The 23,152-nt window shown below is 46.7% G+C and carries 28 protein-coding genes; 20 read left to right on the forward strand and 8 right to left on the reverse strand.

Annotation, left to right across the window (positions count from 1 at the left end; translation table 11 throughout):
• Positions 1-3 precede the first annotated feature (3 nt).
• Both P9687_RS11245 and P9687_RS11250 read left to right on the forward strand, forming a co-directional pair.
• Positions 4-336 carry a YlaH-like family protein gene (locus tag P9687_RS11245; protein WP_014095600.1) on the forward strand — a complete coding sequence of 111 codons (333 nt, stop codon included), beginning with the start codon at positions 4-6 and terminating at the stop codon, positions 334-336.
• Between the two features lie 186 nt (positions 337-522).
• On the forward strand, positions 523-1,851 hold the full coding sequence (locus tag P9687_RS11250; protein WP_014095599.1) for a PhoH family protein: 1,329 nt from the start codon (positions 523-525) through the stop codon (positions 1,849-1,851).
• Between the two features lie 66 nt (positions 1,852-1,917).
• Here the strand turns inward: P9687_RS11250 and P9687_RS11255 are convergent, their stop codons facing one another.
• Positions 1,918-2,409, reverse strand: a complete 492-nt coding sequence (locus P9687_RS11255; protein ID WP_017552174.1) for a peptidyl-prolyl cis-trans isomerase — start codon at positions 2,407-2,409, stop codon at positions 1,918-1,920.
• A 241-nt stretch (positions 2,410-2,650) separates the two neighbouring features.
• On the opposite strand from P9687_RS11255, the gene P9687_RS11260 reads away from it, so the two are divergent.
• Positions 2,651-2,932, forward strand: a complete 282-nt coding sequence (locus P9687_RS11260) for a YlaN family protein (protein WP_013858935.1) — start codon at positions 2,651-2,653, stop codon at positions 2,930-2,932.
• 178 nt (positions 2,933-3,110) lie between these two features.
• Positions 3,111-4,328: an FtsW/RodA/SpoVE family cell cycle protein gene (locus tag P9687_RS11265; protein WP_035190127.1), complete on the forward strand. Its 1,218-nt coding sequence runs from the start codon at positions 3,111-3,113 to the stop codon at positions 4,326-4,328.
• A gap of 157 nt (positions 4,329-4,485) precedes the next feature.
• Here the strand turns inward: P9687_RS11265 and P9687_RS11270 are convergent, their stop codons facing one another.
• Entirely contained in the window at positions 4,486-5,433 is a 948-nt protein-coding gene (locus P9687_RS11270; RefSeq protein WP_328228896.1) for a COX15/CtaA family protein, read from the reverse strand.
• 480 nt (positions 5,434-5,913) lie between these two features.
• Here P9687_RS11270 and cyoE point away from each other — a divergent pair, with 480 nt between their 5' ends.
• The 6 genes from cyoE (at position 5,914) to ctaG (ending at position 12,165) form a co-directional block, all read left to right on the forward strand.
• Complete coding sequence (cyoE, locus tag P9687_RS11275) at positions 5,914-6,828, forward strand: heme o synthase (RefSeq protein WP_080746308.1); 915 nt, start codon at positions 5,914-5,916, stop codon at positions 6,826-6,828.
• 86 nt (positions 6,829-6,914) lie between these two features.
• The gene (coxB, locus tag P9687_RS11280) at positions 6,915-7,988 is read left to right on the forward strand and encodes a cytochrome c oxidase subunit II (protein WP_046721293.1); all 1,074 of its coding nucleotides are present in this window, start codon (positions 6,915-6,917) and stop codon (positions 7,986-7,988) included.
• 37 nt (positions 7,989-8,025) lie between these two features.
• Complete coding sequence (ctaD, locus tag P9687_RS11285) at positions 8,026-9,897, forward strand: cytochrome c oxidase subunit I (protein WP_017552179.1); 1,872 nt, start codon at positions 8,026-8,028, stop codon at positions 9,895-9,897.
• Positions 9,897-10,523 carry a cytochrome (ubi)quinol oxidase subunit III gene (locus P9687_RS11290; protein ID WP_014095592.1) on the forward strand — a complete coding sequence of 209 codons (627 nt, stop codon included), beginning with the start codon at positions 9,897-9,899 and terminating at the stop codon, positions 10,521-10,523. Before ctaD ends, P9687_RS11290 begins: the two co-directional genes overlap by 1 nt.
• Position 10,524: 1 nt before the next feature.
• A complete protein-coding gene (ctaF, locus tag P9687_RS11295; RefSeq protein WP_017552180.1) occupies positions 10,525-10,854 on the forward strand; it encodes a cytochrome c oxidase subunit IVB in 330 nt (109 codons plus the stop codon).
• 339 nt (positions 10,855-11,193) lie between these two features.
• Positions 11,194-12,165, forward strand: coding sequence for a cytochrome c oxidase assembly factor CtaG (ctaG, locus tag P9687_RS11300; protein WP_080746286.1), 972 nt, complete (start codon positions 11,194-11,196; stop codon positions 12,163-12,165).
• 54 nt (positions 12,166-12,219) lie between these two features.
• Here ctaG and P9687_RS11305 read toward each other — a convergent pair whose 3' ends face one another.
• Entirely contained in the window at positions 12,220-12,579 is a 360-nt protein-coding gene (locus P9687_RS11305) for a YugN family protein (RefSeq protein WP_014095589.1), read from the reverse strand.
• Positions 12,580-12,839: 260 nt separating this feature from the next.
• Here P9687_RS11305 and P9687_RS11310 point away from each other — a divergent pair, with 260 nt between their 5' ends.
• Positions 12,840-13,859 (forward strand): CAP domain-containing protein, encoded by a 1,020-nt coding sequence (locus P9687_RS11310; protein WP_014095588.1) that lies wholly within the window; start codon positions 12,840-12,842, stop codon positions 13,857-13,859.
• A gap of 100 nt (positions 13,860-13,959) precedes the next feature.
• On the opposite strand, the gene P9687_RS11315 is transcribed toward P9687_RS11310, so the two are convergent.
• Positions 13,960-14,439: a PaaI family thioesterase gene (locus P9687_RS11315; protein ID WP_014095587.1), complete on the reverse strand. Its 480-nt coding sequence runs from the start codon at positions 14,437-14,439 to the stop codon at positions 13,960-13,962.
• 179 nt (positions 14,440-14,618) lie between these two features.
• Here P9687_RS11315 and P9687_RS11320 point away from each other — a divergent pair, with 179 nt between their 5' ends.
• From P9687_RS11320 to P9687_RS11330, 3 genes are all read left to right on the forward strand, one after another.
• Positions 14,619-15,011, forward strand: coding sequence for a YlbD family protein (locus P9687_RS11320; RefSeq protein WP_017552184.1), 393 nt, complete (start codon positions 14,619-14,621; stop codon positions 15,009-15,011).
• Positions 15,012-15,026: 15 nt separating this feature from the next.
• Positions 15,027-15,266, forward strand: a complete 240-nt coding sequence (locus tag P9687_RS11325) for a YlbE-like family protein (protein WP_014095585.1) — start codon at positions 15,027-15,029, stop codon at positions 15,264-15,266.
• 73 nt (positions 15,267-15,339) lie between these two features.
• Entirely contained in the window at positions 15,340-15,720 is a 381-nt protein-coding gene (locus tag P9687_RS11330) for a hypothetical protein (protein WP_035189223.1), read from the forward strand.
• Between the two features lie 197 nt (positions 15,721-15,917).
• On the opposite strand, the gene P9687_RS11335 is transcribed toward P9687_RS11330, so the two are convergent.
• Both P9687_RS11335 and P9687_RS11340 read right to left on the reverse strand, forming a co-directional pair.
• Positions 15,918-16,175, reverse strand: a complete 258-nt coding sequence (locus P9687_RS11335; RefSeq protein WP_035189225.1) for a hypothetical protein — start codon at positions 16,173-16,175, stop codon at positions 15,918-15,920.
• Between the two features lie 18 nt (positions 16,176-16,193).
• Positions 16,194-16,598, reverse strand: a complete 405-nt coding sequence (locus P9687_RS11340; RefSeq protein WP_052123299.1) for a hypothetical protein — start codon at positions 16,596-16,598, stop codon at positions 16,194-16,196.
• 165 nt (positions 16,599-16,763) lie between these two features.
• On the opposite strand from P9687_RS11340, the gene P9687_RS11345 reads away from it, so the two are divergent.
• Positions 16,764-17,204, forward strand: coding sequence for a YlbF family regulator (locus P9687_RS11345; RefSeq protein ID WP_014095583.1), 441 nt, complete (start codon positions 16,764-16,766; stop codon positions 17,202-17,204).
• Between the two features lie 93 nt (positions 17,205-17,297).
• Entirely contained in the window at positions 17,298-17,573 is a 276-nt protein-coding gene (locus P9687_RS11350; protein ID WP_014095582.1) for a YlbG family protein, read from the forward strand.
• Positions 17,574-17,712: 139 nt separating this feature from the next.
• Here P9687_RS11350 and P9687_RS11355 read toward each other — a convergent pair whose 3' ends face one another.
• Positions 17,713-18,102 carry a DUF7147 family protein gene (locus tag P9687_RS11355; protein WP_014095581.1) on the reverse strand — a complete coding sequence of 130 codons (390 nt, stop codon included), beginning with the start codon at positions 18,100-18,102 and terminating at the stop codon, positions 17,713-17,715.
• 410 nt (positions 18,103-18,512) lie between these two features.
• Between P9687_RS11355 and rsmD the strand changes: the two genes are divergently transcribed.
• Together rsmD and coaD are read left to right on the forward strand one after the other, a co-directional pair.
• Positions 18,513-19,109, forward strand: coding sequence for a 16S rRNA (guanine(966)-N(2))-methyltransferase RsmD (gene rsmD / locus P9687_RS11360; RefSeq protein WP_017552186.1), 597 nt, complete (start codon positions 18,513-18,515; stop codon positions 19,107-19,109).
• Positions 19,066-19,560 (forward strand): pantetheine-phosphate adenylyltransferase, encoded by a 495-nt coding sequence (gene coaD / locus P9687_RS11365; protein ID WP_035189195.1) that lies wholly within the window; start codon positions 19,066-19,068, stop codon positions 19,558-19,560. Before rsmD ends, coaD begins: the two co-directional genes overlap by 44 nt.
• A gap of 276 nt (positions 19,561-19,836) precedes the next feature.
• Here the strand turns inward: coaD and ylbJ are convergent, their stop codons facing one another.
• Complete coding sequence (gene ylbJ, locus P9687_RS11370; RefSeq protein ID WP_035189197.1) at positions 19,837-21,057, reverse strand: sporulation integral membrane protein YlbJ; 1,221 nt, start codon at positions 21,055-21,057, stop codon at positions 19,837-19,839.
• Positions 21,058-21,183: 126 nt separating this feature from the next.
• Between ylbJ and P9687_RS11375 the strand changes: the two genes are divergently transcribed.
• Both P9687_RS11375 and P9687_RS11380 read left to right on the forward strand, forming a co-directional pair.
• Complete coding sequence (locus tag P9687_RS11375; RefSeq protein WP_014095577.1) at positions 21,184-21,975, forward strand: patatin-like phospholipase family protein; 792 nt, start codon at positions 21,184-21,186, stop codon at positions 21,973-21,975.
• The gene (locus P9687_RS11380; RefSeq protein ID WP_017552189.1) at positions 21,972-23,021 is read left to right on the forward strand and encodes a SepM family pheromone-processing serine protease; all 1,050 of its coding nucleotides are present in this window, start codon (positions 21,972-21,974) and stop codon (positions 23,019-23,021) included. Before P9687_RS11375 ends, P9687_RS11380 begins: the two co-directional genes overlap by 4 nt.
• Positions 23,022-23,152: the final 131 nt, after the last annotated feature.

Raw genomic sequence — 23,152 nt, forward strand, 5'->3', positions numbered from 1 at the left:
AGGATGACAAGCGAGGCGGTTCACCACCAATTGTCATTTTTTGCGGCGTTGTACAAAGTGGATGAAAACCCGGAACCGGGGATGTGGGCCTTGTATCTGACCATCGTCGTTCTTTCGGTCATTGTCTACCGGCTCGGATTTGCGAGAAAGTTGCCAGTTCTGAAATCTGCTGTTATTTATGTACTGCTCCTTTTGGGATGCACGCTGCTCACGTTTTTTGCCATCTTTTTGCCCGTGGGGGAGTCGCTCTGTTTAGCGGCTGTTGTGCTCGGCGTTTACAAAATCCGCCTGTATCAGCATAAAAAAACTGAAAAAAAGGAACGTTTTCCAATGTAGCACGCTTCCGGTTCCGGAAGCTTTTTTTTGTGCCGCAAAAGAACTGGACGCGCGCAATGATTCTAACCGGACTTGCCCGTACATATACTTTAGCAGTGCCTGGTCCTTTGTCCAATCCCAGCGATGAACAGGTCACACCGCGCTCACATAAACTAACATAATCCATATGAAGCAGGGGGCATCGATTTGAAGAAAATATACGTCTTGGATACCAATGTATTGCTCCAGGATCCATATGCCATCTTTTCTTTTGAAGATAATGAAATTGTCATACCGGCTGTTGTACTGGAAGAAGTGGATTCTAAAAAACGAAATATGGACGAAATCGGCAGAAATGCGCGCCAGGTATCCAAATTAATGGACGGTTTCCGGCAAGCCGGAAAACTGCATGAGAAAATCCCGCTTGAAAACGGGGGTGTGCTCAGAATTGAGCTGAATCACCGCTCCTTTCACCAGCTGCAGGATATTTTCGTGGAAAAAACAAATGACAACCGGATCCTCGCGGTTGCGAAAAATTTATCGCTGGAAGAAGAGAGAAAAGAAAATGGCCGCCCGGTGATTCTTGTCAGCAAAGATGCGCTCGTCCGGGTAAAAGCGGACGCGCTCGGCCTGTTGGCGGAAGATTTTTTAAACGACCGTGTCGTAAGCCTCGATCATCTTTATACCGGGCAAATGGAAATGTATATCAGCCCCGATTTATTGAAACGGTTTTATGAAAAGCAGGAACTGTCGCTGAGCGAAATTGCCAACCACCCGTTCTACCCGAACCAATTTCTGATTTTGAAAGATGCGCTCGGCAGCTCGGCTTCCGCAATTGCCATTGTGGATCAGGCTGGAAAAACGGCGAAAAAGCTCTTTCATGTGCAGGATGCTGTCTGGGGAATTAAGCCGAGAAACGCCCAGCAGTGGATGGCAATGGAACTTTTGCTGCGCCCCGATATTCCGCTCGTCACCCTGACCGGAAAAGCGGGAACGGGCAAAACATTGCTTGCCCTTGCTGCAGGCCTGATGCAGACGGAAGATTTGCATGATTATAAAAAGCTTTTGGTCGCTCGTCCGATTGTTCCGTTTGGCAAAGATATCGGCTATTTGCCGGGAGAAAAAGAGGAAAAGCTGCGGCCGTGGATGCAGCCCATCTACGATAATCTTGAGTTTTTGTTTAATACGAAAAAAGCGGGAGAAATTGATGGCATATTGTCCGGCATGAGTTCGATTGAGGTGGAGGCGCTGACGTATATCCGCGGGCGCAGCATCCCGGAGCAATATATCATTATTGATGAGGCGCAAAATTTATCCAAGCATGAAGTGAAGACGATTTTAACAAGGGTAGGGGAACAGAGTAAGATCGTGTTAATGGGGGATCCGGAACAAATTGACCACCCGTATTTGGATGCTTACAATAACGGGCTGACGTACGTCGTTGAGAAATTTAAAGATGTGCCGCTCGCCGGGCATGTGCAGCTGCTTAAGGGCGAGCGCTCAAAACTCGCGCAAATCGCGGCAGACCTTTTGTAAGACCACTATATGAAAAAACCGGGAGCAGCTGTCTTAAAACGTTTATGCTGCCCCCGGCATCCGGGATTATTCAATGCGCATACCGGTTACATATTTGACCGGGTTTTCCCGGTTTGAACCGTCATCCAATAAAATGTGAAGCGGGCCGTCTTCTTTCAGCGCCCTTCCTTTAATAGAAAAGGCAGCAATTAAATGGCCAGCCATTTCAAGCGGATAAGCGACAGGCCCGTTCTTTGTTTCAAACACGATTTTTTCCGCATCTTCCAGCGGCTCCGCATTTTGAATGAACAGGCCGACCGGGATGCCAAATGTCCCAGTTTTCAAATGGTGCCGTTTAAACTTTGACTTTGTCCTTACAGCAGCCTGCGGATCGGCCCCTTCTGCCATGGCTTTGTCAAAATATTTGCCGGTTTTCTTTAAGTAGGCTTCTTCCTGGCTGGTTTCCTGCTTTTCTTCGTCGAAATATGTATCAAGATCGACTTTCCGGTCATCAAATATCCAAGTGCCGATATCTAGCGTAATCGGAAACTTCACTTTTCCCTTTATTTGCATAATCATGATTGTGGCCCCTTTCTGTCCGTCTATACAGCATTATACCTTTCACGGCTGCCCGTGTCACTTGAAAGCGTATAAAAACAGTCCGGAAAGCGTTCGGGGTCGGGGAATTGCGGAATTTCAAATTCTGTCTCCCCCGCTTGTTTACGGGATTCCGGGCGTTTATTGATTTCGTATAACTTGCAAAATCACGGTTTTAAAGGTACAATTTTTATTAGATTGATATGTGAACGGGGGGATCAATTTGGCGTCTGAAACAAAGGTGAACCACCGGGAGAAAGCATACAGCCTGCTCAAGGCGGACGCAGAAAAGATATTAAAATTAATTCAGGTTCAAATGGATAACTTAACGATGCCCCAATGCCCTTTATACGAGGAAGTATTGGATACACAAATGTTTGGTTTATCCCGTGAAATAGATTTTGCGGTCCGGCTCGGCTTAGTGGATGCCGGTGACGGAAAGCGGCTTCTTGATTCGCTTGAACAGGAACTGTCCCTTTTGCATGATGCATATATAAAAAAATAATGTTGAAAACTCAAACGATGTTCCGGTTGTTTGAGTTTTTTATTTTTTGAATAAGGGTCAGGTAATGGCGGCCGGCGAAAAAGATGTTATAATTTAAAAATAACGGCAGGAGTTTTTTTAAAACGGTAGAATATTTTTTATCATGAATGTTGCAGTTTTTACGGATTGGAAGGTTCCTATGCTGAAAAAAATCTTAAAATCATTCGACTACTCGGTCATCGTTGTCTACCTGCTTCTTTGCTTATTCGGTTTGGTAATGATTTACAGTTCCAGCATGGTGATTGCAGTGCAGCGTTACGGGCTGGACAGCGCCTATTTTTACAACAAGCAGAAAATCAATTTGGCCCTTGCACTCCTTGCGTTTACCGTTACGGCTTTTCTCCCGTATAAACTATACGCGAGCAAAAAATTCCTTGCAGTGCTGATGTGCGGGTCGATGTTCGGGCTTTTGGCACTGTTTATTTTCGGCCATACGTCGAATAACGCGCAAAGCTGGTTCCGGCTCGGTTCCAGTTCCGTACAGCCGTCGGAATTTGTGAAAGTTGCGATTATTATTTATCTGTCCGCCGTTTATGCCAAGAAACAGGCATACATTGACATCTTTAACAAAGGGGTTGTCCCGCCGCTTATCTTTCTTATCGTTGTTTGTTTCCTGGTTGCGATCCAGCCGGATATCGGGACGGCGACCATCATTTTTGGGATTGGCTGCACGATCATCGTTGCATCCGGCATGCGCCTGAAAACCATGCTGAAGCTGGCAGGGCTCGGGCTTCTATTTTCCGTTCTGTTGTCGCCGTTTCTTTTTCTGGAAAAGGACAAAATCTTTACACCGGTTAAGATCGCACGGTTTACAGGCTATTTGAATCCTTTTCAGAACGAAGGCGGGGAAGGTCTTCAGCTCGTAAACTCCTATATTGCGATCGGGTCAGGCGGGCTGAAAGGGCAGGGACTCGGGGAAAGCATTCAAAAGCTCGGTTATCTTCCAGAGCCCCACACCGACTTTATTATGGCCATTATTGCCGAAGAACTTGGGGCTTTTGGCGTTTTGTTTGTGATCGGCGGGCTTTGCTACATTGTGCTGCGCGGCATATATATCGGCATCCATTCAAAAGACCAGTTCGGGAGCCTGCTTGCGATCGGAATTTCCGGCATGATTGCCATCCAGACATTTATCAATCTGGGCGGCGTCTGCGGCCTGATTCCAATTACGGGGGTGACGCTGCCGTTTATCAGTTACGGCGGTTCATCGCTTCTGATTTTGTCCCTTTCCCTCGGCATTCTGGTCAATGTGGGCATGTTTACAAAGTATGAGGAAAAGTATAAACACAAACAGGAAAAGCCGCAGGAAGCGGGCGGAGCAAACCGGAGGCCGTATCAGGTCTACTCAAGGCCGTAACGTTTAAAAACGGGTGCGCGGCAGAGTGAAAGCAGAGGATAAAATAAAAAGGCGCAAGGTTTTATGCCTTGCGCCTTTTCCGCCTATCTTACGTAAGCCCTTTGCTGCCTTATTTTGCACCAAGCCGCAACATGCGGTACCATTGGTTTTTCCAAACTCAGCGAACCCGGGCTTTTTTTAGCGGGAGGCTGTCTTTGCTTTTGGCAAACTGCTTCACTCGCCCGACAACAAGGTTCAAATAACATAACAGGCCGAACAGACAGGAAATGAAAAATGCGTGCAGGAGGGTGAAAGTAAGATTCATCCTCGAAAAAACGACCATGGCGCCTGAAACAGCCTGCAGGCAGACAAGCACGAACGCAATGATCCATCCCCAGTAAATAACGCGCTGGTTTTGATAATGCCTTACCGCTTTAAAGGTGATATAAGCAATCCAGACAAAGATGAGGAGTGCCGCCGTCCGGTGCCCCATCTGCACCCATTCGAACCGGTTTGCGGGCAAGGAAGGGTCGCTGTTCACACAAAGCGGGAAATCCCGGCAAACAAGGCTTGCATTCATATGGCGGACAAGCGCGCCCGTATAAACGACGATAAAGCTGTAAACGGTCACGCCGATCGTATGCCATCTCATGCTTTTTTCAAGGACAAGCCTGCCTGCGTCAAATTTCTGGTCCCATTCAAAAACCATCAGCGTTAGCATCAGCACGGACGCAAACGAAATGAGCGAAACGCCGAAATGAAGTGCCATCACAAGATCGGATGAACCCCAGACGACTGCCGCCATACCGAGAAATGCCTGCAGAAGCAGAAAAATGACGGAAATAATGGATAAAAATTTCGTTTCTCTTTTATGGCCGATTGCAAACCATGACCAAATGGCAAGCGCAAAGACAAGAAACGATGCGATGCCCGTGCAAAACCTGTGCAGCCACTCAATCAGCGACTCGACAGTGAGCGGATCAGGAAAAATTTTGCCGTTACAAAGCGGCCGTTGGCGGCCGCAGCCAAGGCTTGAACCGGTATTGGTGACAAGTGCCCCGCCAATTAACACCACCATCATCGATAAAGTTGTCACTACTCCGAGCCATTTTAAAGTTGTGCGCAATTGTTCCACCTTCTTTTATCTCATTTGTAAACATGTATCACAAGCCACGAATGCAACATACAGTCCCGCATCATTGCAACCGTTCATATAGTAGAAAATCCGTTCGGCAAGGTGCTTCCAACTATCATCTTATCGTAAAACAGTCTGAAGGAAAAATATTTATTTCCCATGACACAAATTTGCCATAAAAATGTGTCGAAAATATCACACCTTCGCGGTAATTTATGATTAAATATAATATAGGCAGGTATATTTCGGAATTCCGCATATTTACATGTTGGGAAACTTATAAATGATCTTAGTATGACGATATCGTTACATACAGTTTTGATTAATAGCCAAAAAGGAAAAGATGGATTATAGTTGTAGTATACCGTTTTCCTTATTGGCAGCGTAAAAACATTTACAAAAGGAATCCGCCGACAACGTGTCAGGCCATTTTTTTTGAACGGTTTTGAAAAATTGGAAGGAGGGACTATCGTGGCAGATAGTCGGACGATGGATACAACAACAAGGGTAAAAGCTGCAGACGCCTCTGCGTTGAAAGATTTCTTATCCTTGATTAAAATTGGAATTGTAAACTCAAATTTAATTACGGCATTTACCGGAATGTGGCTTGCATTGGAACTGACAAACAGGCATTTTTTGCAGTCGCTGGACATTATGGTCCTTGCGATGGCGGGAACTGCGCTGATTGTCGCCGGGTCGTGCAGCCTGAACAACTGGTATGACCGGGATATTGATGTCATTATGAAAAGCAAAAATTTTAGGCCGACGGTTACAGGCAGATTTTCAAACGCGAAAGTGCTTACAATTGGCCTCGGATTTGTGGCAATCGGCACACTGCTATTGTTTATGACCACTCCAATGGCGGGGCTGATCGGACTGTTTGGCGTATTCAGCTATGTCGTGCTGTATACAATGTGGTCAAAACGAACCCTTGTCAGCAATACCGTGATCGGCAGTTTTGCCGGCGCTGTTCCCCCGCTGATCGGCTGGGCGGCTGTTGACCCGCATCTCGGGATTGTGCCATGGATGCTGTTTTTGCTTATGTTTATCTGGCAACCACCGCATTTTTATGCGATTGCGATGAAAAAATGCGAAGAATACAAGGCAGCGGGCATTCCGATGCTTCCGGCTGTCAAGGGGTTTCAAATCACAAAATGGCATATGCTCATATGGGTGGCATTGCTTATTCCGGTGCCGTTTTTCCTGAAACCGCTCGGCATTGGTTTTATCATCCTTGCGACATTGTTTAATCTGGGCTGGCTGGCATTAAGCCTGTCCGGTTTTAAAATGAAGAATGATTTAAAATGGGCGAAATGGATGTTCATTTATTCGCTGAACTATTTAACGATCTTGTTTGTAGCAATGGTAATCGCTACGCTTTTCTAAAGGGAGTTCTTTCTTGCAAAAGAAATCCAATAGATTGCATCCTTGTTCTGACAGAAAGATACAGGAAAGAGGGGATTGGTAGAGCGATGAAACAGCGGCTGCAAAAGGGGAGTTTGCTTTTTATTGTCACTTTGTTTATGGCCGCGCTTTCGGGCTGTGGTAAGCCATATTTGTCGGCACTTGATCCTGCCGGCGAAGTGGCCCGGAAGCAGTATGATTTGATGATGTGGAGCGTTTGGATTATGGTGTTCGTCATGGTTGTCGTATTCGCCGTTTTCCTTACCGTTCTCATACGGTTCAGGCGGAAAAAAGGGGACGAATCCATTCCAAAACAGGTGCCGGGGAATCATAAGCTTGAAATCTTATGGACCATTATTCCGATTGTTTTATTGATTTTAATTGCCATTCCGACCATCAGCCAGGTCTTCAGCCTCGGAGATACGAAAGCGATGGATAAGAAAAAGGATGCCAAGCAAGGGGCGCTTATCGTTAAAGTTCGCGCCAGCCTTTATTGGTGGGAATTTGAATACCCGGGTTACGGTGTGGTGACAAGCCAGGAACTCGTTGTCCCAACAAACCAGAAAGTCTACTTCCAAGTTAAAGCCTCAGATGTGAAACACTCATTTTGGATACCGTCCGTTGGCGGGAAAATGGATGCCAACACAGATAATATCAACAAGTTCTGGCTTGAAATTGATGATCAGAAGGCAGAGGATGCCGGAAATGTGTTTTATGGAAAATGCGCCGAATTATGCGGCCCTTCCCATGCCTTAATGGACTTCCGCGTGAAAGCGATGCCACAGGATGAGTTTAAGGCGTGGATCAGCAATATGAAAAATGCAAAAGAAACAAAACCGGCGTCCGCTCTCGCACAGGAAGGGCAGGATGTATTCAAAAAAAGCTGCATCAGCTGCCACGCGGTCACGCCGAATGATACACGGCCGGAACAGGCACGGACAGCTCCCAATCTGGCAACCTTTGGCGAAAGGGAAAAAGTCGCCGGCATTTTGGATCATGATGAGGCCAATCTCAAAAACTGGATAAAAGATCCGGAGAAATACAAACCGGGGACAAAAATGCCAGCCTTCGGGGATAAGCTTTCCGACCGGCAAATCGATGCGCTTGCGGCTTATTTGATGCAATTGAAAGCTGGTGAATAAAACAAAGGGGATATTCGAAAGCAAAGGGGAGGTTAAAGTGAGCGTAGGAACAAAAAAGGCAGGTTTTGGCGCCACTGTCTATGAATATCTCACAACAGTGGATCATAAAAAAATCGGCATTTTGTATTTGATTACAGGGGGATTGTTTTTTGTCATCGGCGGGATTGAAGCGCTGATGATCCGCATACAGCTGGCGGTGCCGAACAATCATTTTGTCGGCGCGGATACGTACAATCAAGTCATGACAATGCACGGCACGACCATGATCTTTCTTGCGGCCATGCCGCTCTTGTTTGGTTTTATGAATGCGATTGTCCCGCTTCAGATCGGTGCCCGTGATGTGGCTTTTCCGTTTTTAAATGCATTGGGGTTCTGGTTGTTTTTCTTTGGCGGTATTTTCTTGAATTTATCCTGGTTTCTTGGGGGCGCGCCCGATGCGGGGTGGACTTCCTATGCTTCACTGTCCCTCGCATCTGGCGGACACGGGATTGATTTTTATTCACTCGGGTTGCAAGTTTCAGGTTTCGGTACGCTCATTGCTGGGGTGAATTTCCTTGTGACGATTATGAACATGCGGGCGCCGGGAATGACGTACATGCGCATGCCGATGTTCACATGGACGACTTTCGTTGTGTCCGCCCTTATTCTGTTTGCGTTTCCACCACTTACAGCCGGTTTGTTCTTGCTAACATTTGATCGGATGTTCGGTGCGAAATTTTTTGACGTGGCCTTCGGAGGAAATACCATCATTTGGGAACATCTTTTCTGGATTTTCGGGCATCCGGAAGTCTACATTTTAATTTTGCCGGCATTTGGCATTTTCTCTGAAATTTTTGCACATTTTTCTAAAAAGCGATTATTCGGATACTCTTCCATGGTATTCGCCGTTATTTTAATTGGGTTTTTAGGCTTTATGGTGTGGGCCCACCATATGTTTACAACCGGCCTGGGCAATGTAGCCAACGCCATTTTTGCCGTGTCTACAATGACCATTGCGGTGCCGACGGGCATTAAAATTTTCAACTGGCTGCTTACGATGTGGGGCGGGAGCATCCGGTTTACAACGCCGATGCTTTATGCGGCTGCTTTCATCCCGTCCTTTACATTGGGCGGTGTTACCGGGGTGATGCTCGCGGCTGCACCTGCTGACTACCAATATCATGACAGCTATTTTGTTGTAGCCCACTTCCACTATGTTATTGTCGGCGGTGTTGTTTTCGGGTTGCTTGCGGCACTGCATTATTACTGGCCGAAAATGTTCGGCACGATGCTGAATGAGACAATGGGGAAAATCACATTCTGGCTATTTTTCATTGGTTTCCATTTAACCTTTATGATCCAGCACTGGCTCGGATTGCTCGGGATGCCGAGAAGGCAGTGGACATATCTGCCGAATCAAGGCTGGGATACGGATAACCTCGTCAGTTCATCCGGCGCGGTGTTGATGGCGGCAGGTGTGCTAATCCTCGTGGCCAATATTGTTGTCACGGCCGTCCAGAACCGGAAAGTCGGAAACGATCCGTGGGAGTTTGGCAGGACGCTCGAATGGTCGATTTCCTCTCCGCCGCCGGAATACAACTTTGCACAAACACCGCTTGTCAGAGGAATTGACACCTGGTGGCTCGAAAAAATGGAAGGGAAAAAACAGGTGACACCAGCAGAGCCGATCAAAGACATCCATATGCCGAACTCGTCCATCTTGCCGTTTTTTATGGCATTCGGTTTATTTATTGCCGCGTTCGGCGCAATGTATCATGCAAACCATACCAAAGCCGGCATCACGATCCTTGTCATCGGCTTGGCGATTACCCTTGGATCGATGCTGATCCGGTCGGTAAAAGATGATACGGGATACCATATTAGGAAGGAAGCCTTAATGGAACGCGAAGAAAGGGGGGCCGGGGCGTAATGGAAATAGAACAAAATTTTACGGCGAAAACATGGCCAGAGTCCCCGGAGCGGGCGACGCTTGAAGGCAGGAATAAATTTCTCGGTTTTTGGCTGTTTTTAGGCGGCGAGACGGTCCTTTTTGCTTCCTTGTTTGCAACCTACCTGGCGCTGAAAGACAAGGGCCCGGCATCAATGGTGCATGCAAAAGACTTATTTGAACTGCCGCTAACCTTTTTGGCCACGGTTTTTCTGTTAACGAGTTCCATTACAAGTGTGTATGCCATTTATCATATGAAAAATTTTGCTTTTAAAAAAATGCAGGCCTGGTTTTTGATTACCGTTTTGCTTGGTGCTTGTTTTCTTGGGCTTGAAGTCTATGAATTCCATCATTATGTGACGGAATACCATCATACATTTACAAGCAGCGCATTCGGTTCCGCGTTTTATACGCTTGTCGGGTTCCACGGCGGCCACGTGGCGTTCGGGCTGTTATGGATTACGACACTGATGGTGCGGAACGCGAAACGGGGATTGAATTTGTACAATGCGCCGAAATTTTACGTGGCAAGCCTGTATTGGCACTTTATTGATGTCGTCTGGGTGTTTATCTTTACGGTTGTATATTTGATGGGGATGGTGGGATAAGATGGAACACAATGCACAAATGGACAGACGCCATGTTGAATACGAATACAGGCGCCGCAAAAGCGCGGAGGAAATGAAGTACCAGGTCGTCAGTTTTATTTTGATGATGTTTTTGACTATTGTTGCATTCTGGGCCGTCCATGCCCATTTGTCCAAATGGTTTACCATTCCGGTTATCCTGCTTTTGGCTGCGATCCAGGTCGTATTTCAGCTGTTTTATTTCATGCATATGAACCATAAGCACCATGAAGGCCCGAAACTTTTCATCTTTGGCGGCACACTCGTCGCATTTGTCACAGTACTGGCATTCCTCACCATCATCTGGTGGTGAAAAGAAAAGCGGAGGGCGTTTGCCCGTCGGCGTATGAATTTCATAGTCCCCGAACTGAGATAAAGGAAACACGGCGAGGAACGAGCCGATGTTGACTTATCGTAGGGGAGGGGACTGGAAATTCACTAGCCGACAGCGCCCGGAGCTAGACAAAGAAAAGCGGAGGCGACTGCTTAGCCCCGACAGGCGAATGTTCCGGCCGGGATGAAGCCTTGGCTTCAGGACGGACGGGTTATTCGACCCGAGGGGCTAGGAGCCGCAGCTAGACAAAGAAAAGCGGAGGGCGTTTGATTATCGGCTGTTAGGAGCCAGAGCTAAAAGTAAAGCGGAGGGCGCTTCTTGGGCGCCCCCGCTTTAAATCGATTTGCAATGGTGCGGAAAGGAGTGGTAATGGTGCCGCTTGAAATATTCGGATTTCGTGCACTGTGGAGCCCTTATTTTTTTATCACGATCTTACTGTTTGTTTTTCTTTATTTTCTGCTTGCGTCCTTATGCAAAAGGTCTTATTTGAACGCAATGCCGCCGAGTCCGGTGCAGTCTGTTTCTTTTTGTACAGCGATGGTATTGCTTTACATCGTCAAAGGCTCTCCTGTCGATCTTATCGGGCATATCCTGTTTTCCGTCCATATGCTGCAAATGTCTATCCTTTTTTTCATTGTCGCACCGCTGTTTTTGCGTGGGATGCCGGTGTGGATATTGGAAAAGGGGATGCAGCTTCCGGTTGTCGCGCCCGTTGTCCGGTTCTTTACAAATCCGGTGCTTGCCGTTATCACCTTTAATATCATTTTTTCCCTGTACCACATTCCGGCCGTTTTCGATCAGGTCAAGGTCACGCCGTTTCTCCACAGCATCTACACCATTGTGCTGTTTCTTTTAGCCATAGCGATGTGGTGGCCGATTTTGTCGCCATTGCCCGGGCAATATGCGCTGAGTGGCCTGAAAAAAATCGCTTATTTATTTGCAAGCGCCATGCTTTTAACCCCTGCATGCGCCTTAATCATGTTCGCCAATCATCCGGTTTACAGGAGCTTTTCCGACGGAACGATGTGGCTTTCGTCCATGCATTTATGTGTGCCTGCTGACATGCTCTCCGGAGTGGCGCGTTACGGCTCCCCGGCGCTTTTCTCACCGCTTCCTGTACTGCAGGACCAGCAGCTTGGCGGTGTGGTGATGAAAATTATGCAGGAAATCGTCTACGGCATCATGCTTGCCCGCATCTTTTTCCAATGGGCAAGGACAGAACAGGAAGATGGCAGCACGGAAAAGAATCCGGTTGCCGGAGAACAGCGGAGGCTGATCGAACAGCATTAAAAAAGGCCGCTCTCTATGGCCCGCCGTTTTAAGGGGCCACAGGAGCGGCGCATTTTATTCAGCAAATACAACCAAGTCTTCTTTAAGCGCTTCCAAAATTTTTCTGCAATACATGACGAGATCATGCGGAAAATACTCGTCATCGCCGTACTCCACACCATGCGGATAATAATATTTTCCTAAAATAGGCGCCTTTAACTGAATCACGGCATCAAACGAATCCACATCCCCCTCGGTTGCAACTCCCTGCACGCGAAGATAATAGGTGCCTTCTTGAATCGTAAATTTTCTATCATATGTGACGCGTTCATAATCCCATTGCCCGGCACGTACCATCTTGTGCCGCTCCATTACATCATCCAACCGCGTCAGATCCACTTTCATATTTTCCAAACCCGTGTCATCAAACCGCAAAAATACCCCTCCCGTCCGCACAATTAAAATCTTTCAATTTTATCTTATCTGAATACAAACATTTATGCAATGCAAATGTTCATACCCGCAAAAAAACCGGCCGCACCGGCTGCCCTTCGAGGAGGTGATTGAAAAAATTGGTGCTTTTCTGCTTAAAACTGTAAAATATATAATAAAATGAATTAAAGGAGAAAAAATTTACGGAACATCAAGAGAGGTGAAGTCACCTGCGTACCTTTTTAAAAACAGCCGCGATCCTTGTGATCATATTTCTGATCGGACTTTATGTCCAGCTTCGTCCTGAAAACGGCGTACTGCAAAACCATTCCTCTAACAAGAAAATGGATAACAGTTCTGACATTCATGACCACAGCAAGGATCAAACGTACAGCCGTCCGGATCATGGCATGTCGGTATATATCGGGAAACCTGTGAAAACGTTGACCACACATTTCGGAAAACCACAAAGGGTGGATCTGTCTCCATATGGTTATGATTGGTGGATTTATAAGAAAAAATCGACCGGTTATTTTCAGGCCGGCGTGAAAAATGGCAAGGTTACGACCATTTACGCTGTCGGAACCCGTTTAGACGTAGCCCCGTTTGAGATTGGAGAAAATGTAGAAAAAATTTACAGTTCCATTTTAATGGATACGGATATGACGGTGCAAACAAATGAAGGCACATACCGCTTTGAATTGTCGGAAGAAGATTTGAATATCCGCCCGCTTGTCCGTCTTGGGGATATCTATGCCCAGCTGGCGCTTGATAAGTTCAGCGGCAAATTGCTGTTTATCCGTTTTATGGATAAAAACACACTGACGATGCTGCATCCATATGAAATGGTGTACCACGGAGAACTGCCCGAATCCGTTCCGGAGGATGATCCGAAATGGGTTGACGTAGAAAAGGCGAACGCCAGGCAAATTTTTGACCTTACAAACATTGTCAGGGCACGATTCGGTTTAAAAAAACTGGCCTGGAATACAGCTCTTTCCGAAGTGGCGTACAATCACAGCAAAGACATGGCTGACGACCATTATTTTTCGCATGTCTCCCCCAAATATGGAGACTTAAAAGAAAGATTAAAGAATGGGCATGTTTCTTATGCTGCGGCTGGGGAAAATATTGCCGCCCACTATACGGATGGTCCGGCTGCTGTGGAGGGATGGCTTAATTCAGAAGGCCACCGGAAAACATTGCTGGAGAAAGATTTCACCCATCTTGGCGTCGGGGTGTACCAGAAATACTATACCCAGGATTTCATGAAGGCACCATAGCCGGATACCGTTCCAGCCTAAGCTGGAGAGGGGTCCGGCTGATGTATGCATATAAGGCAGGCGGGCTGCCCGGGGCTTTTGAAAGGGTATTTCCGGCTTCTCATTTCAAAATGAAAAAAGAACCCGTGCAATGGGCGATCTTTGTCCCGTCATCCCGAAAGGCAGTTCCTTCCAGCACCATCGTTTGCGTGCCGCGGTGGATTACCTTTGCCTTCGCTTTTAAGCGGCTTCCCGTCCCCGGGGCAATATAATGAATGGTGAGATTGGATGTAACAGCCTGCTGACCCGCCGGCAACAGGCGATTTGCCATCACGCCCATTGCTGTATCAAGCAGGGTTGCCGTTACACCGCCGTGAACGATGGAAAAGTTATTGTAGAGTAACGGCGTAACTGGAATGGTCACCTCGCATTCTTCCCCATCGAAGTCCGCTTCCATCAAAAAGAGATCCTTGAAATATGTACGTTCGTTCCCGGCTTGTTTATTGGAAAGTCCATTTAACATTTGCTGCAATACGATTAAGTCTTCTTCCGTTGCCGCTTGGACCACTTTTTCAAAAGTATGGTGTATTTCTTCTTTCATCTCCTGATACCTCTTTTAACGCGTTTTTTTAAAAGCATACCCATATCGTATCAAAATTCACGGGAAATGAAAACCTTCACACCTGCTTACTGCCGGCATATGCTGGATATGAGGAAGGTATGTGAACGTAACAGAAAGCCAACGTTCGAAAAAAATGTTTTCTCGCGGGGTGAGCGGAAATGGGAACGAAAAAATTGCATCCTTCCGTAGAAAAGTTTAAAGCTTTTACAAAAACCCATCCTTTGATTTTAAAAGAAGTCCGGGGCGGAAAAAAGTCTTTACAGGATTTCTTTGAAGAATGGTATATACTGGGCGAAGACGACCCGGTCTGGGAAAAATACGCGGCAGAAGGCAGTGAAACGAAGGAAAAAACGGGCGGGAGAAGCAGCTGGCTGAACCAGCTCGGCGCGATGCTCGAGAACCTGGACCCAGCACAGGTCCAAGGCCACCTGCAGCATTTGACGGAAGCGATTACCGCCGTCCAAAATGTGATCACGCAGTTTACAGGGGGGCAGACGCCACAATCCCAGGCTCCCCAGCCGAAGGGCCCGTTTTCATTCAGAAAAGACTAGAGAGGGGCTGCACATATGCGGAACGAAGTAATGGAAGTCATCCGGCAGTCGAACGAATGGAAAACTTTTTTAAGGGAGCAGCCGGCGTGGTACCGGAAATTGTCAAGGCATCCCGAGGAACTGGAGCAATTTCAAATTGCCGCGCTCCATTATTACCAGAAAACGATCCCGCAGCGGGTTGAAAAGTTTGCAAACGGGTTGCAAATGGCACAAATGATGATGCATATGGTGCAGTCCATCTATGAACAAGGATGATTTCCGAAAAAATTTGCCTTTTTTGAGTAAATCAGCGCTTTCTTGCGGAAAATAACCGCAAGGAGTGATCGAAATGAAGATGGCTGCAGGATTCCTTGCTGTATGTTTGCTGTTTGCCGGCTGCAGCGGGCATATGCCGCGTAAAGAGCAGCGGGAAGCGGATGCTGCTGCTTCCGCGGCGGAAAATCAGGCATCAGTCCGGTATTTTGTAAAAGACCGGGATTTGTTCGTGGAATGTATGATTCCAAGCGTCACCTTTTCAGGCAGCCGGCATGCCAAACCGGCAAAAATCAAAGTCTATGTGGATGGTGTATGGAAAGACGAGTACAATACGGCTGCATTTGTTGTAAAAGGGCTTGATAAAGGGGTACATACAGTGCAGCTGGAAGTAGTGGACAAAAACACAGGCGCCCGCCTAGGCATTCACAGACAGTTTTATATTTCTGTCAGCTGATCGTATGGATACACGCGGAAGCAGATGACGGATGCAAAGAGCCTCAAGAAATTCCGTTCGTATATGTGGAAAAACTGGGCTGTATTTTTTGACTGAAGAGAATGCTGATGATGAAGATGAAAAAGCATATTGCTTATTGGGATTGCAAAGTAGAAATTATTTTATTAAAGAGTAACAGAACAGGAGTAGCTTTAAAGCTACTCCTGTTTTTTTAATGCATCTACAAGTTGCTTGGCATCCAACATTGACATACCTTTTTCTTCTCTTAAAAATTTCACAGTTTTAATGGCACCGAGAAGTTTTAGTTTTTCCTGTGCTAGAGCAATTAATTCATCGTTGCTTTCACTAGGTTTTGTATTTTCTTTTCTTAAAGCATTAACCTTGTTCGTTAAAACAACAATATAAATTAAAAACGCAACATTGAGAATTAGTGATGTGATTAAACCCCAGTTCATAATGACACTCCAATCATTTTAGAACCCACACTCATTCCTTACGTTTGTAAAGCCTGTTAGTTCTGCCATCAGGGCTGAAAGAGCTGCTATTTTTTCACCTGCGGTGGTAGCACCTACTAATAATTTAGCAGTTTCCCATGCCCCGCCTAATGCTTTAACATATTTCTTGATTTTAGTTAATTTTGCAATCGGAATTGCATTGGTAACAAGTAATTCTCCAATTGCTAAGCTACAACTCCACACGCTTTTTGTTTGGATTTTAGGTAAAGTATCTTTGAAATATTTTTGGATTTCATCTTGGTTTCCTTGTTCTAACAATTCATCAGGAATATGTTCAATAGCATCTAGTACCGGTAAAAGTTCATCTGCAGTTGCTCTACTCATTGGTGGGTTTTTTAGATTAACATTGTTTTCTGAAGACATAATTATACCACCTTTCAGTAATTTTTTCTAAACATGGAGAAATGACTTCTCTCTTATAATTCCATTTCCCTTTTTGTATAAGTTAAAACATATGGAGAGAGCTGATCGGGCAAATTCGCAAAGCTTGCGGAAACATGGTAAAATCATCATGTGGAGGTGAGCTTTTTGCTTGCAACATTGGAAAGCGCGGAAATTTTGTCTGAAGCTGAAGCACTGGCGAAAATGGTCATTGCCTCGGATATTGCCGAAAATTACCGGGACTGCTATAACAGGATGTATCATGATCCAGCCACACAGCAGAAAATCCGGAAATTTGCACGCCTGAAAGAACAGTTTGAGGAAGTCCAGCGCTTTGGCAGGTATCACCCTGATTATAAACGCATCAACAAAGAAACAAGGGAAGCCAAGAGGGAAATGGATCTGGATGAGAACGTCGCAAGATTCAGGCGGGCGGAAAATGCCCTCCAGGATCTGCTCGACCAAATCAGCCTGATGATTGGCAAATCTGTTTCTGAACATATAAAAGTGCCGACCGGAAATCCGTTTTTTGATGCCTCTTGTTCCGGCGGCTGCGGAACCGGCGGCAGCTGCAGCTGTTCCGCATAAATCGTGATAAGGCCGCAATCCGCGGCCTTTCCTTATTGTTCCGTGAAAAAAGGTATGGTACACTCATTAAAAAAAGCACGAAGGGGAAACGCTATGTTATCAGATCGGCAGGGCCTCATCATTTGGCTGTATCAGATGAAGCATACGAAACATTTACGAAGATTTGGCAATGTCCATTATGCGTCAAAAAGGATGAAGTATGCCGTCCTTTATTGTGACCGCAAAGAGATAGAGCAGGTAAAAGCGAAAATTGAAAATCTTCCGTTTGTAAGGAAAGTGGATTATTCCATGAAGCCGTTTTTAAAAACGGAATATGAAAACGCAAAACCGGACAAAGCAAAAGAATACGATTATAAAATAGGGCTATAAAGGCGCCGGGTTTGCATGCTAGCATTTCCTGCGTGTGCATCACCGCAAATCCGCCGTGCCCAAAAAAGCGTTGCTGCCCGGAAGCTCCGTCCCGCGCATTTTAAATCAAGCACATCCGGCTGCACTCTGGCCGAAATATTTATTGCAGCGGCGGAATCAGCCGGTTCATTCTTAATATGCCGATTAAATATTGATAAAAAAGGTTTTTGTCGGAAAAAGACGAAGATGGCCGGACTTCGAGTTCCACAATGTCCGCTCCTAAAGCAGCTGCGGTTTCGGCAAACAGGCTGTACCGTTTGTTTGGCTGCACCCTCGGATCCGGAATCCCTTCAAGGCAAACGTATAACGCCTGAAATTCCCCCGGATCGGTCGGTTTTAAAATGAGCACGGGCGAAGTGACAGCTTGATCCGCAACGATGGTATGAAGGGCAAGCATGCCGTGCAGCCGGTGCCGGTTTGCTTTTGCCAGTTCGATCAGTTCAAATAAATCTGTATATCCGTTTCCTAGTTCAATAAATCTTTGTTGCATCTTCATTCCTCGCTTACAAACAAATTTGCTGCTTCTATTCTACTGCACTTCTTTTTATTCGGAAAGTATTTCTGCAAAATAAACCGGGGGAGATGCCGGCCGGCTTTTTGAAACGACGTGCCCGGCCAAGAATGCGGAAAATAAAAAACCCTGCAGCCAATACTGCAGGGCCCTTCTATATCCTTATTCCGGACAGAAGGCAAAGGGAGAGGAGAAACCGGAGGAAGAACTTATGGGGAAACGTAAGTCTTCTCCGCGGTTGGCAGCAACATCTTTTGATGCTGCTGGTATCATTATGGCCAACTTTTCCTGAATTATACTTTTGCTTTAAATTTTGGTGAAAAACTTTTCCACCCGGCCGGAAAATATGGTAGGATAAGATGGAAATCTGATGATACGTGGTGACCAGCATGAGAGTCATTTCAGGCAGCCAAAAGGGCACTGTTTTAAAAGCCGTTCCGGGAATGGGAACGAGGCCTACGACAGATAAAGTAAAAGAAGCGATTTTTAATATGATCGGCCCGTATTTTGAAAAAGGCCTGGGCCTCGATTTATATGCAGGGAGCGGCGGGCTCGGGATCGAAGCCTTGAGCAGGGGTATGGAGAAAGTGATTTTCGTTGATAAGGAGATCCAGGCGCTGCAAACCGTCCGGGCCAACCTGGAAAAATGCGAATTTTTAGGCCGGAGTGAAGTATACCGGAACGATGCCGGCCGTGCATTGAAAGTGCTGGCGAAACGGGGGCTTGCCTTTGATACGGTATTTCTCGACCCGCCTTACAAAAAGCAAAAACTAACCGCGATGCTGAAATTTATCTCGGCAAACGGCCTTCTCCGTGAAAACGGTTACGCTGTTTGCGAGCACGACGCCGGACTGACCTTACCGGAAAAAGCGGGCAATCTTTTTACATATAAAACAGCACAGTACGGCATCACCGGCATCACGATTTACACGAAAAAGGGGGATGAAACCCGTGGGGAAGACCGCGATCTGCCCGGGCAGCTTTGATCCGATTACAAACGGGCATCTGGATATTATTAAAAGAGGGGCAAAAGTATTTGACAAAGTCTATGTGGCAGTGCTGAACAATATTTCAAAACAACCGCTTTTCGATATTGAAGAAAGAAAAGCGTTGATCCGGGAAGTGACAAAAGACATCCCGAATGTGGAAGTCGATTCTTTCCAGGGGCTTTTAATGGAATATGCAGAATCAAAAAAAGCGGATGTGATTATCCGGGGCTTACGGGCTGTTTCGGATTTTGAATATGAATTGCAGCTGACATCCATGAACCGTGTGCTGAATGATAGAATTGAAACCTTTTTTATCATGACAAACAACCAGTATTCTTTTCTCAGCTCAAGCATTGTGAAAGAAATCGCCAAATACCACGGCAATATTGCGGAACTGGTACCACCGGTTGTGCATGAGGCATTGAAAAAGAAATTTCAGGGGCAATAGAAAAGCGGGCGGAACCGGACATTCCGGAAGAGCTGGACGAACACAGAAGTGTTGATACAATAGAAAAAGCAATGGGAACCGGACATACCGGCCGTACATAAAGTGCCGGAAAATCCCGGGCTGGGCCGGATGTACATTTTAAACCGGCTCCCCAAAACCGGACATGCCGTTTATACACCGCACTAAAAACTTTAAAAACAGGCCCAGTTTATTTATTGAAAAATTTGCAAAGGCATCAGAAAAAGCGGGAATGCTCCCCGCTTTTTTGCGCTTTTTTCAGGCCCGGTCTGCCCGGCACGATCGGTAATAAAGGAAAATGTACAGCACAAGACAGGACAGGGTAAATAACGGCCCGTAAATTCCAAGCCAATCCGTGACGCGCGCGTACAAGCTGCGGCCTCCACCTGGCATACCAAAAGCTTCCTGCCACGCGCTTTTTTCAGCAAAAAAGCGTAAGTAGACCGGATTCCAAACGAGCCGGATGATCACAGCCGACAGAAAACCGTGCAGCAGGCGGGCAAGAAAAAACGGCCGGAAACGGATATCTGTCTGGGCAAGAATACTGGCCACCTGCGCCTGGATGCTGAACCCGCCAAACCCGAGGATGAAGCTCGCGGCGATGACCTGCTGAAGCAGCGAGGATTCCTGCACTTCACTGATCATTTGGATTCCGAGTGTTACTTCGAAAAGGCCAGAAATGAGCGGGATGCTCAGCTTTTCCGAAAAATGCGCAAGGTGAAGCAGCTGGGAGACAAGCATGCCGAATACGGATGTGACATGCATATACAGAAGCAATTTATTAAAGACTGAAAACAGGATGATAAATCCGCCGATCATCAGAAGCGTCTGGATGGCGGACATGACAGCGTCCCCGAGCAGCTTCCCGATCGGCTTGCTGTTTTTAATTCTTGTCGCATGCAAAACGAGAAGCGCTTCTTTTAAAAGAAAGGTATGTTTCTTTTTTGGCCCTCTTATATCCTCGCCGGTTCCGTAAAAACGCATCACCAGGCCGACAATAATATTGCCCGCATAATGCGCCGCGGCAAACAGAATGCCGAGAGAAGGATTATGGAAAAAGCCGACAGCGACCGCCCCGAAAATAAAAAGAGGGCTGGAAGAACTGGTGAACGCTACAAGCCGTTCTGCTTCAACCCGGTCAATCTGTTTTTCCTGACGGAGACGGGCGGTCAGTTTCGCCCCTGAAGGATTGCCGGAAGCAAGCCCCATGGCCCAAGTAAATCCGCCAACACCTGGAACACGGAACAATGGCCGCATCAACGGCTCCAAGAGGACACCGACGAAGCGGACCACTCCGAAGCCGATCAGCAGTTCAGAAATGACAAAAAAAGGAAAAAGTGAGGGGAAAACGACTTCCCACCACATATTTAAACCTTGAATGGAGGCTTTAAAAGATTCATCCGGCAATACAATCATGGAAATCGCCATTATCGAAACGCTGAAGGCCAAAATGGCGCTTTTGAGTTTAGACTGGTACAATCTGTGTTCCTCCCCTGTCTTTCAATCCGCAGCACTTGCTCGCTTGTCCTTATAAATCAAATATACTCATAGGTCTGTAAATTAGACCATAAACTGTACGAAAGAAGGACACGAGGAGGGGGGACAATGGCGGGCCGCCCGAAAATCGGATTGGCGCTCGGCTCGGGAGGCGCCAGAGGCTTTGCGCATATCGGCGTATTGAAAGTTTTCGAAGAGGAAGGCATCCCGGTGGATATGATTTCCGGCAGCAGCATTGGGGCGCTGGTTGCGGCGCTGTACGGGGCGGGGCGGACTGTCCGCGAGATGGAGCTGCTTTCCGGTGCATTTAAACGCAAATATTATTTGGACTTTAAAATTGGCAAGATGGGCCTGATTTCGGGGAAAAGAATTGAAGATCTGATCCGTTTGCTCGTTCATGGGAAAAAACTTGAAGAATTGAACCCACCTGTTGCCGTTGTCGCCGCAAATCTTTCAAACGGCGAAAAAACGGTGTTCAAAAAAGGGCCGGTTCAAGAAGCGGTGCGCGCCAGCATTTCCATCCCTGGCATTTTTGTCCCGAAAAAAATTGGCGGCCATCTTTTTGTGGACGGCGGTGTGGTGGACCGCGTCCCGGTGTCCGTTGTAAAGGAAATGGGGGCGGAGCTTTTGATCGGGGTGGATGTTTCCGTCATGAAAAAAGAAGCGGAAATCCGCCATATTTATGATGTGATTATGCAAAGCATCGATATCATGCAGATGGAACTGGCCGAAAGCCGGAAAACGGAAGCCCATGTTTTGATCCGCCCCGATGTCTCAATGTACAGTTCAATGGCTTTTACAAATGCCGGACAAATCATTAAGATAGGGGAAGAAGCAGCAAAACAATCCGTAACTGAAATACAGCAATTGCTGGAAAAATGGAAGGAGCCCGACAAATGAAACACCGAAACATCCGGCGGCGCATATTGATTGTGGCAGTGCTGATTCTTGCCCTCCTGTCCTTTGTGCCGCTGCCTTATTATATTGAAATGCCGGGGAGTGCCATGCAGCTTGCCCCGCTGATCAAAGTAAAGGGCGGCTATCCTGAAAAAGGCCAATTGATGCTGACGACTGTCCGTATGGGCCGCGCGAATCCGTATACGTATCTTTGGGCAAAAATGAGAAAACACGAGGATGTCGTACCGGTTCGTGAAATTATGGATAAAAATATGACGGACGAGGAATACAATGTCTATCAGCTTTATTTAATGGAATCAGCAAAACATAATGCCATCCAGGCTGCTTTTAAGAAGGCAAAAAGGCCGTTCAGCTCCCATTACGAAGGGATTTATGTCCTGAATGTATATGACGGGATGCCGGCCGCAAAAGTGCTCAAAGCCGGGGACAGAATTACAAAAGTGGACGGCCATGCATTCAAGTCTTCCAAACAGTTTATGAACTATGTCGCAAAGAAAAAAGCCGGGGACAAAGTGAAATTGGACTATATGCGTCATAAAAAGGCGAAGATGGCAACCGTTGCACTTGCAAAATTCAAGGAAAACCATCATAAAACGGGAATCGGGATCAGCCTTGTCGATGACCGGACCGTCAAATCCGACCCGGCTGTGAAAATGGATACCGAAAAAATCGGTGGCCCTTCCGCCGGGCTGATGTTCACATTGGAAATCTACAACCAGCTGACCAAACAGGACATCACAAAAGGCTATAAAATTGCCGGAACCGGAACCATTTCGCCAAACGGGGAGGTCGGCCGCATCGGCGGGATTGATAAAAAAGTGATTGCAGCGGACAAAGCAGGGGCGGACATTTTCTTTGCTCCAGATGATACGATTACACCTGAAATGAAAAAAGCCGAGCCTGGCATCAAGCCGAATTACGAAGAGGCAAAAGCGGCGGCGAAAGAAATCGGGACGAACATGAAAATTGTACCGGTCAAAACACTGGATGATGCACTCGCCTATTTAAACGGCCTGAAACAAAAATAACCGGAAAGCCGCTTGTTTTAGCGGCTTTTCCCTGTAAAGAAGGGGGAAGGCTGTCACGCATCCCGGGCTTTTGCCTGCAAGTCTGAAATGTAATGTGGGTTCCGGTTTTCCGCCTGTAAAAAGCTGAAAAT

The sequence above is a fragment of the Weizmannia sp. CD-2023 genome (genome assembly GCF_036225245.1).
GTDB classification, from domain to species: domain Bacteria; phylum Bacillota; class Bacilli; order Bacillales; family Bacillaceae_C; genus Weizmannia; species Weizmannia faecalis.

Bases quoted from the DNA above. Each gene is read 5' to 3' on its own strand.
- coaD (WP_035189195.1), top strand. From the start codon at position 19,066: ATGAAACCCGTGGGGAAGACCGCGATCTGCCCGGGCAGCTTTGATCCG.
- P9687_RS11315 (WP_014095587.1), bottom strand. From the start codon at position 14,439: ATGAAAGAAGAAATACACCATACTTTTGAAAAAGTGGTCCAAGCGGCA.
- P9687_RS11380 (WP_017552189.1), top strand. From the start codon at position 21,972: ATGAAACACCGAAACATCCGGCGGCGCATATTGATTGTGGCAGTGCTG.
- coxB (WP_046721293.1), top strand. From the start codon at position 6,915: ATGAAACAGCGGCTGCAAAAGGGGAGTTTGCTTTTTATTGTCACTTTG.
- rsmD (WP_017552186.1), top strand. From the start codon at position 18,513: ATGAGAGTCATTTCAGGCAGCCAAAAGGGCACTGTTTTAAAAGCCGTT.
- P9687_RS11340 (WP_052123299.1), bottom strand. From the start codon at position 16,598: ATGTCTTCAGAAAACAATGTTAATCTAAAAAACCCACCAATGAGTAGA.
- P9687_RS11290 (WP_014095592.1), top strand. From the start codon at position 9,897: ATGGAAATAGAACAAAATTTTACGGCGAAAACATGGCCAGAGTCCCCG.
- ctaF (WP_017552180.1), top strand. From the start codon at position 10,525: ATGGAACACAATGCACAAATGGACAGACGCCATGTTGAATACGAATAC.
- P9687_RS11265 (WP_035190127.1), top strand. From the start codon at position 3,111: ATGCTGAAAAAAATCTTAAAATCATTCGACTACTCGGTCATCGTTGTC.
- P9687_RS11255 (WP_017552174.1), bottom strand. From the start codon at position 2,409: ATGATTATGCAAATAAAGGGAAAAGTGAAGTTTCCGATTACGCTAGAT.
- P9687_RS11245 (WP_014095600.1), top strand. From the start codon at position 4: ATGACAAGCGAGGCGGTTCACCACCAATTGTCATTTTTTGCGGCGTTG.
- P9687_RS11355 (WP_014095581.1), bottom strand. From the start codon at position 18,102: ATGCAACAAAGATTTATTGAACTAGGAAACGGATATACAGATTTATTT.
- P9687_RS11330 (WP_035189223.1), top strand. From the start codon at position 15,340: ATGAAGATGGCTGCAGGATTCCTTGCTGTATGTTTGCTGTTTGCCGGC.
- P9687_RS11350 (WP_014095582.1), top strand. From the start codon at position 17,298: ATGTTATCAGATCGGCAGGGCCTCATCATTTGGCTGTATCAGATGAAG.
- P9687_RS11335 (WP_035189225.1), bottom strand. From the start codon at position 16,175: ATGAACTGGGGTTTAATCACATCACTAATTCTCAATGTTGCGTTTTTA.
- P9687_RS11325 (WP_014095585.1), top strand. From the start codon at position 15,027: ATGCGGAACGAAGTAATGGAAGTCATCCGGCAGTCGAACGAATGGAAA.
- P9687_RS11375 (WP_014095577.1), top strand. From the start codon at position 21,184: ATGGCGGGCCGCCCGAAAATCGGATTGGCGCTCGGCTCGGGAGGCGCC.
- P9687_RS11320 (WP_017552184.1), top strand. From the start codon at position 14,619: ATGGGAACGAAAAAATTGCATCCTTCCGTAGAAAAGTTTAAAGCTTTT.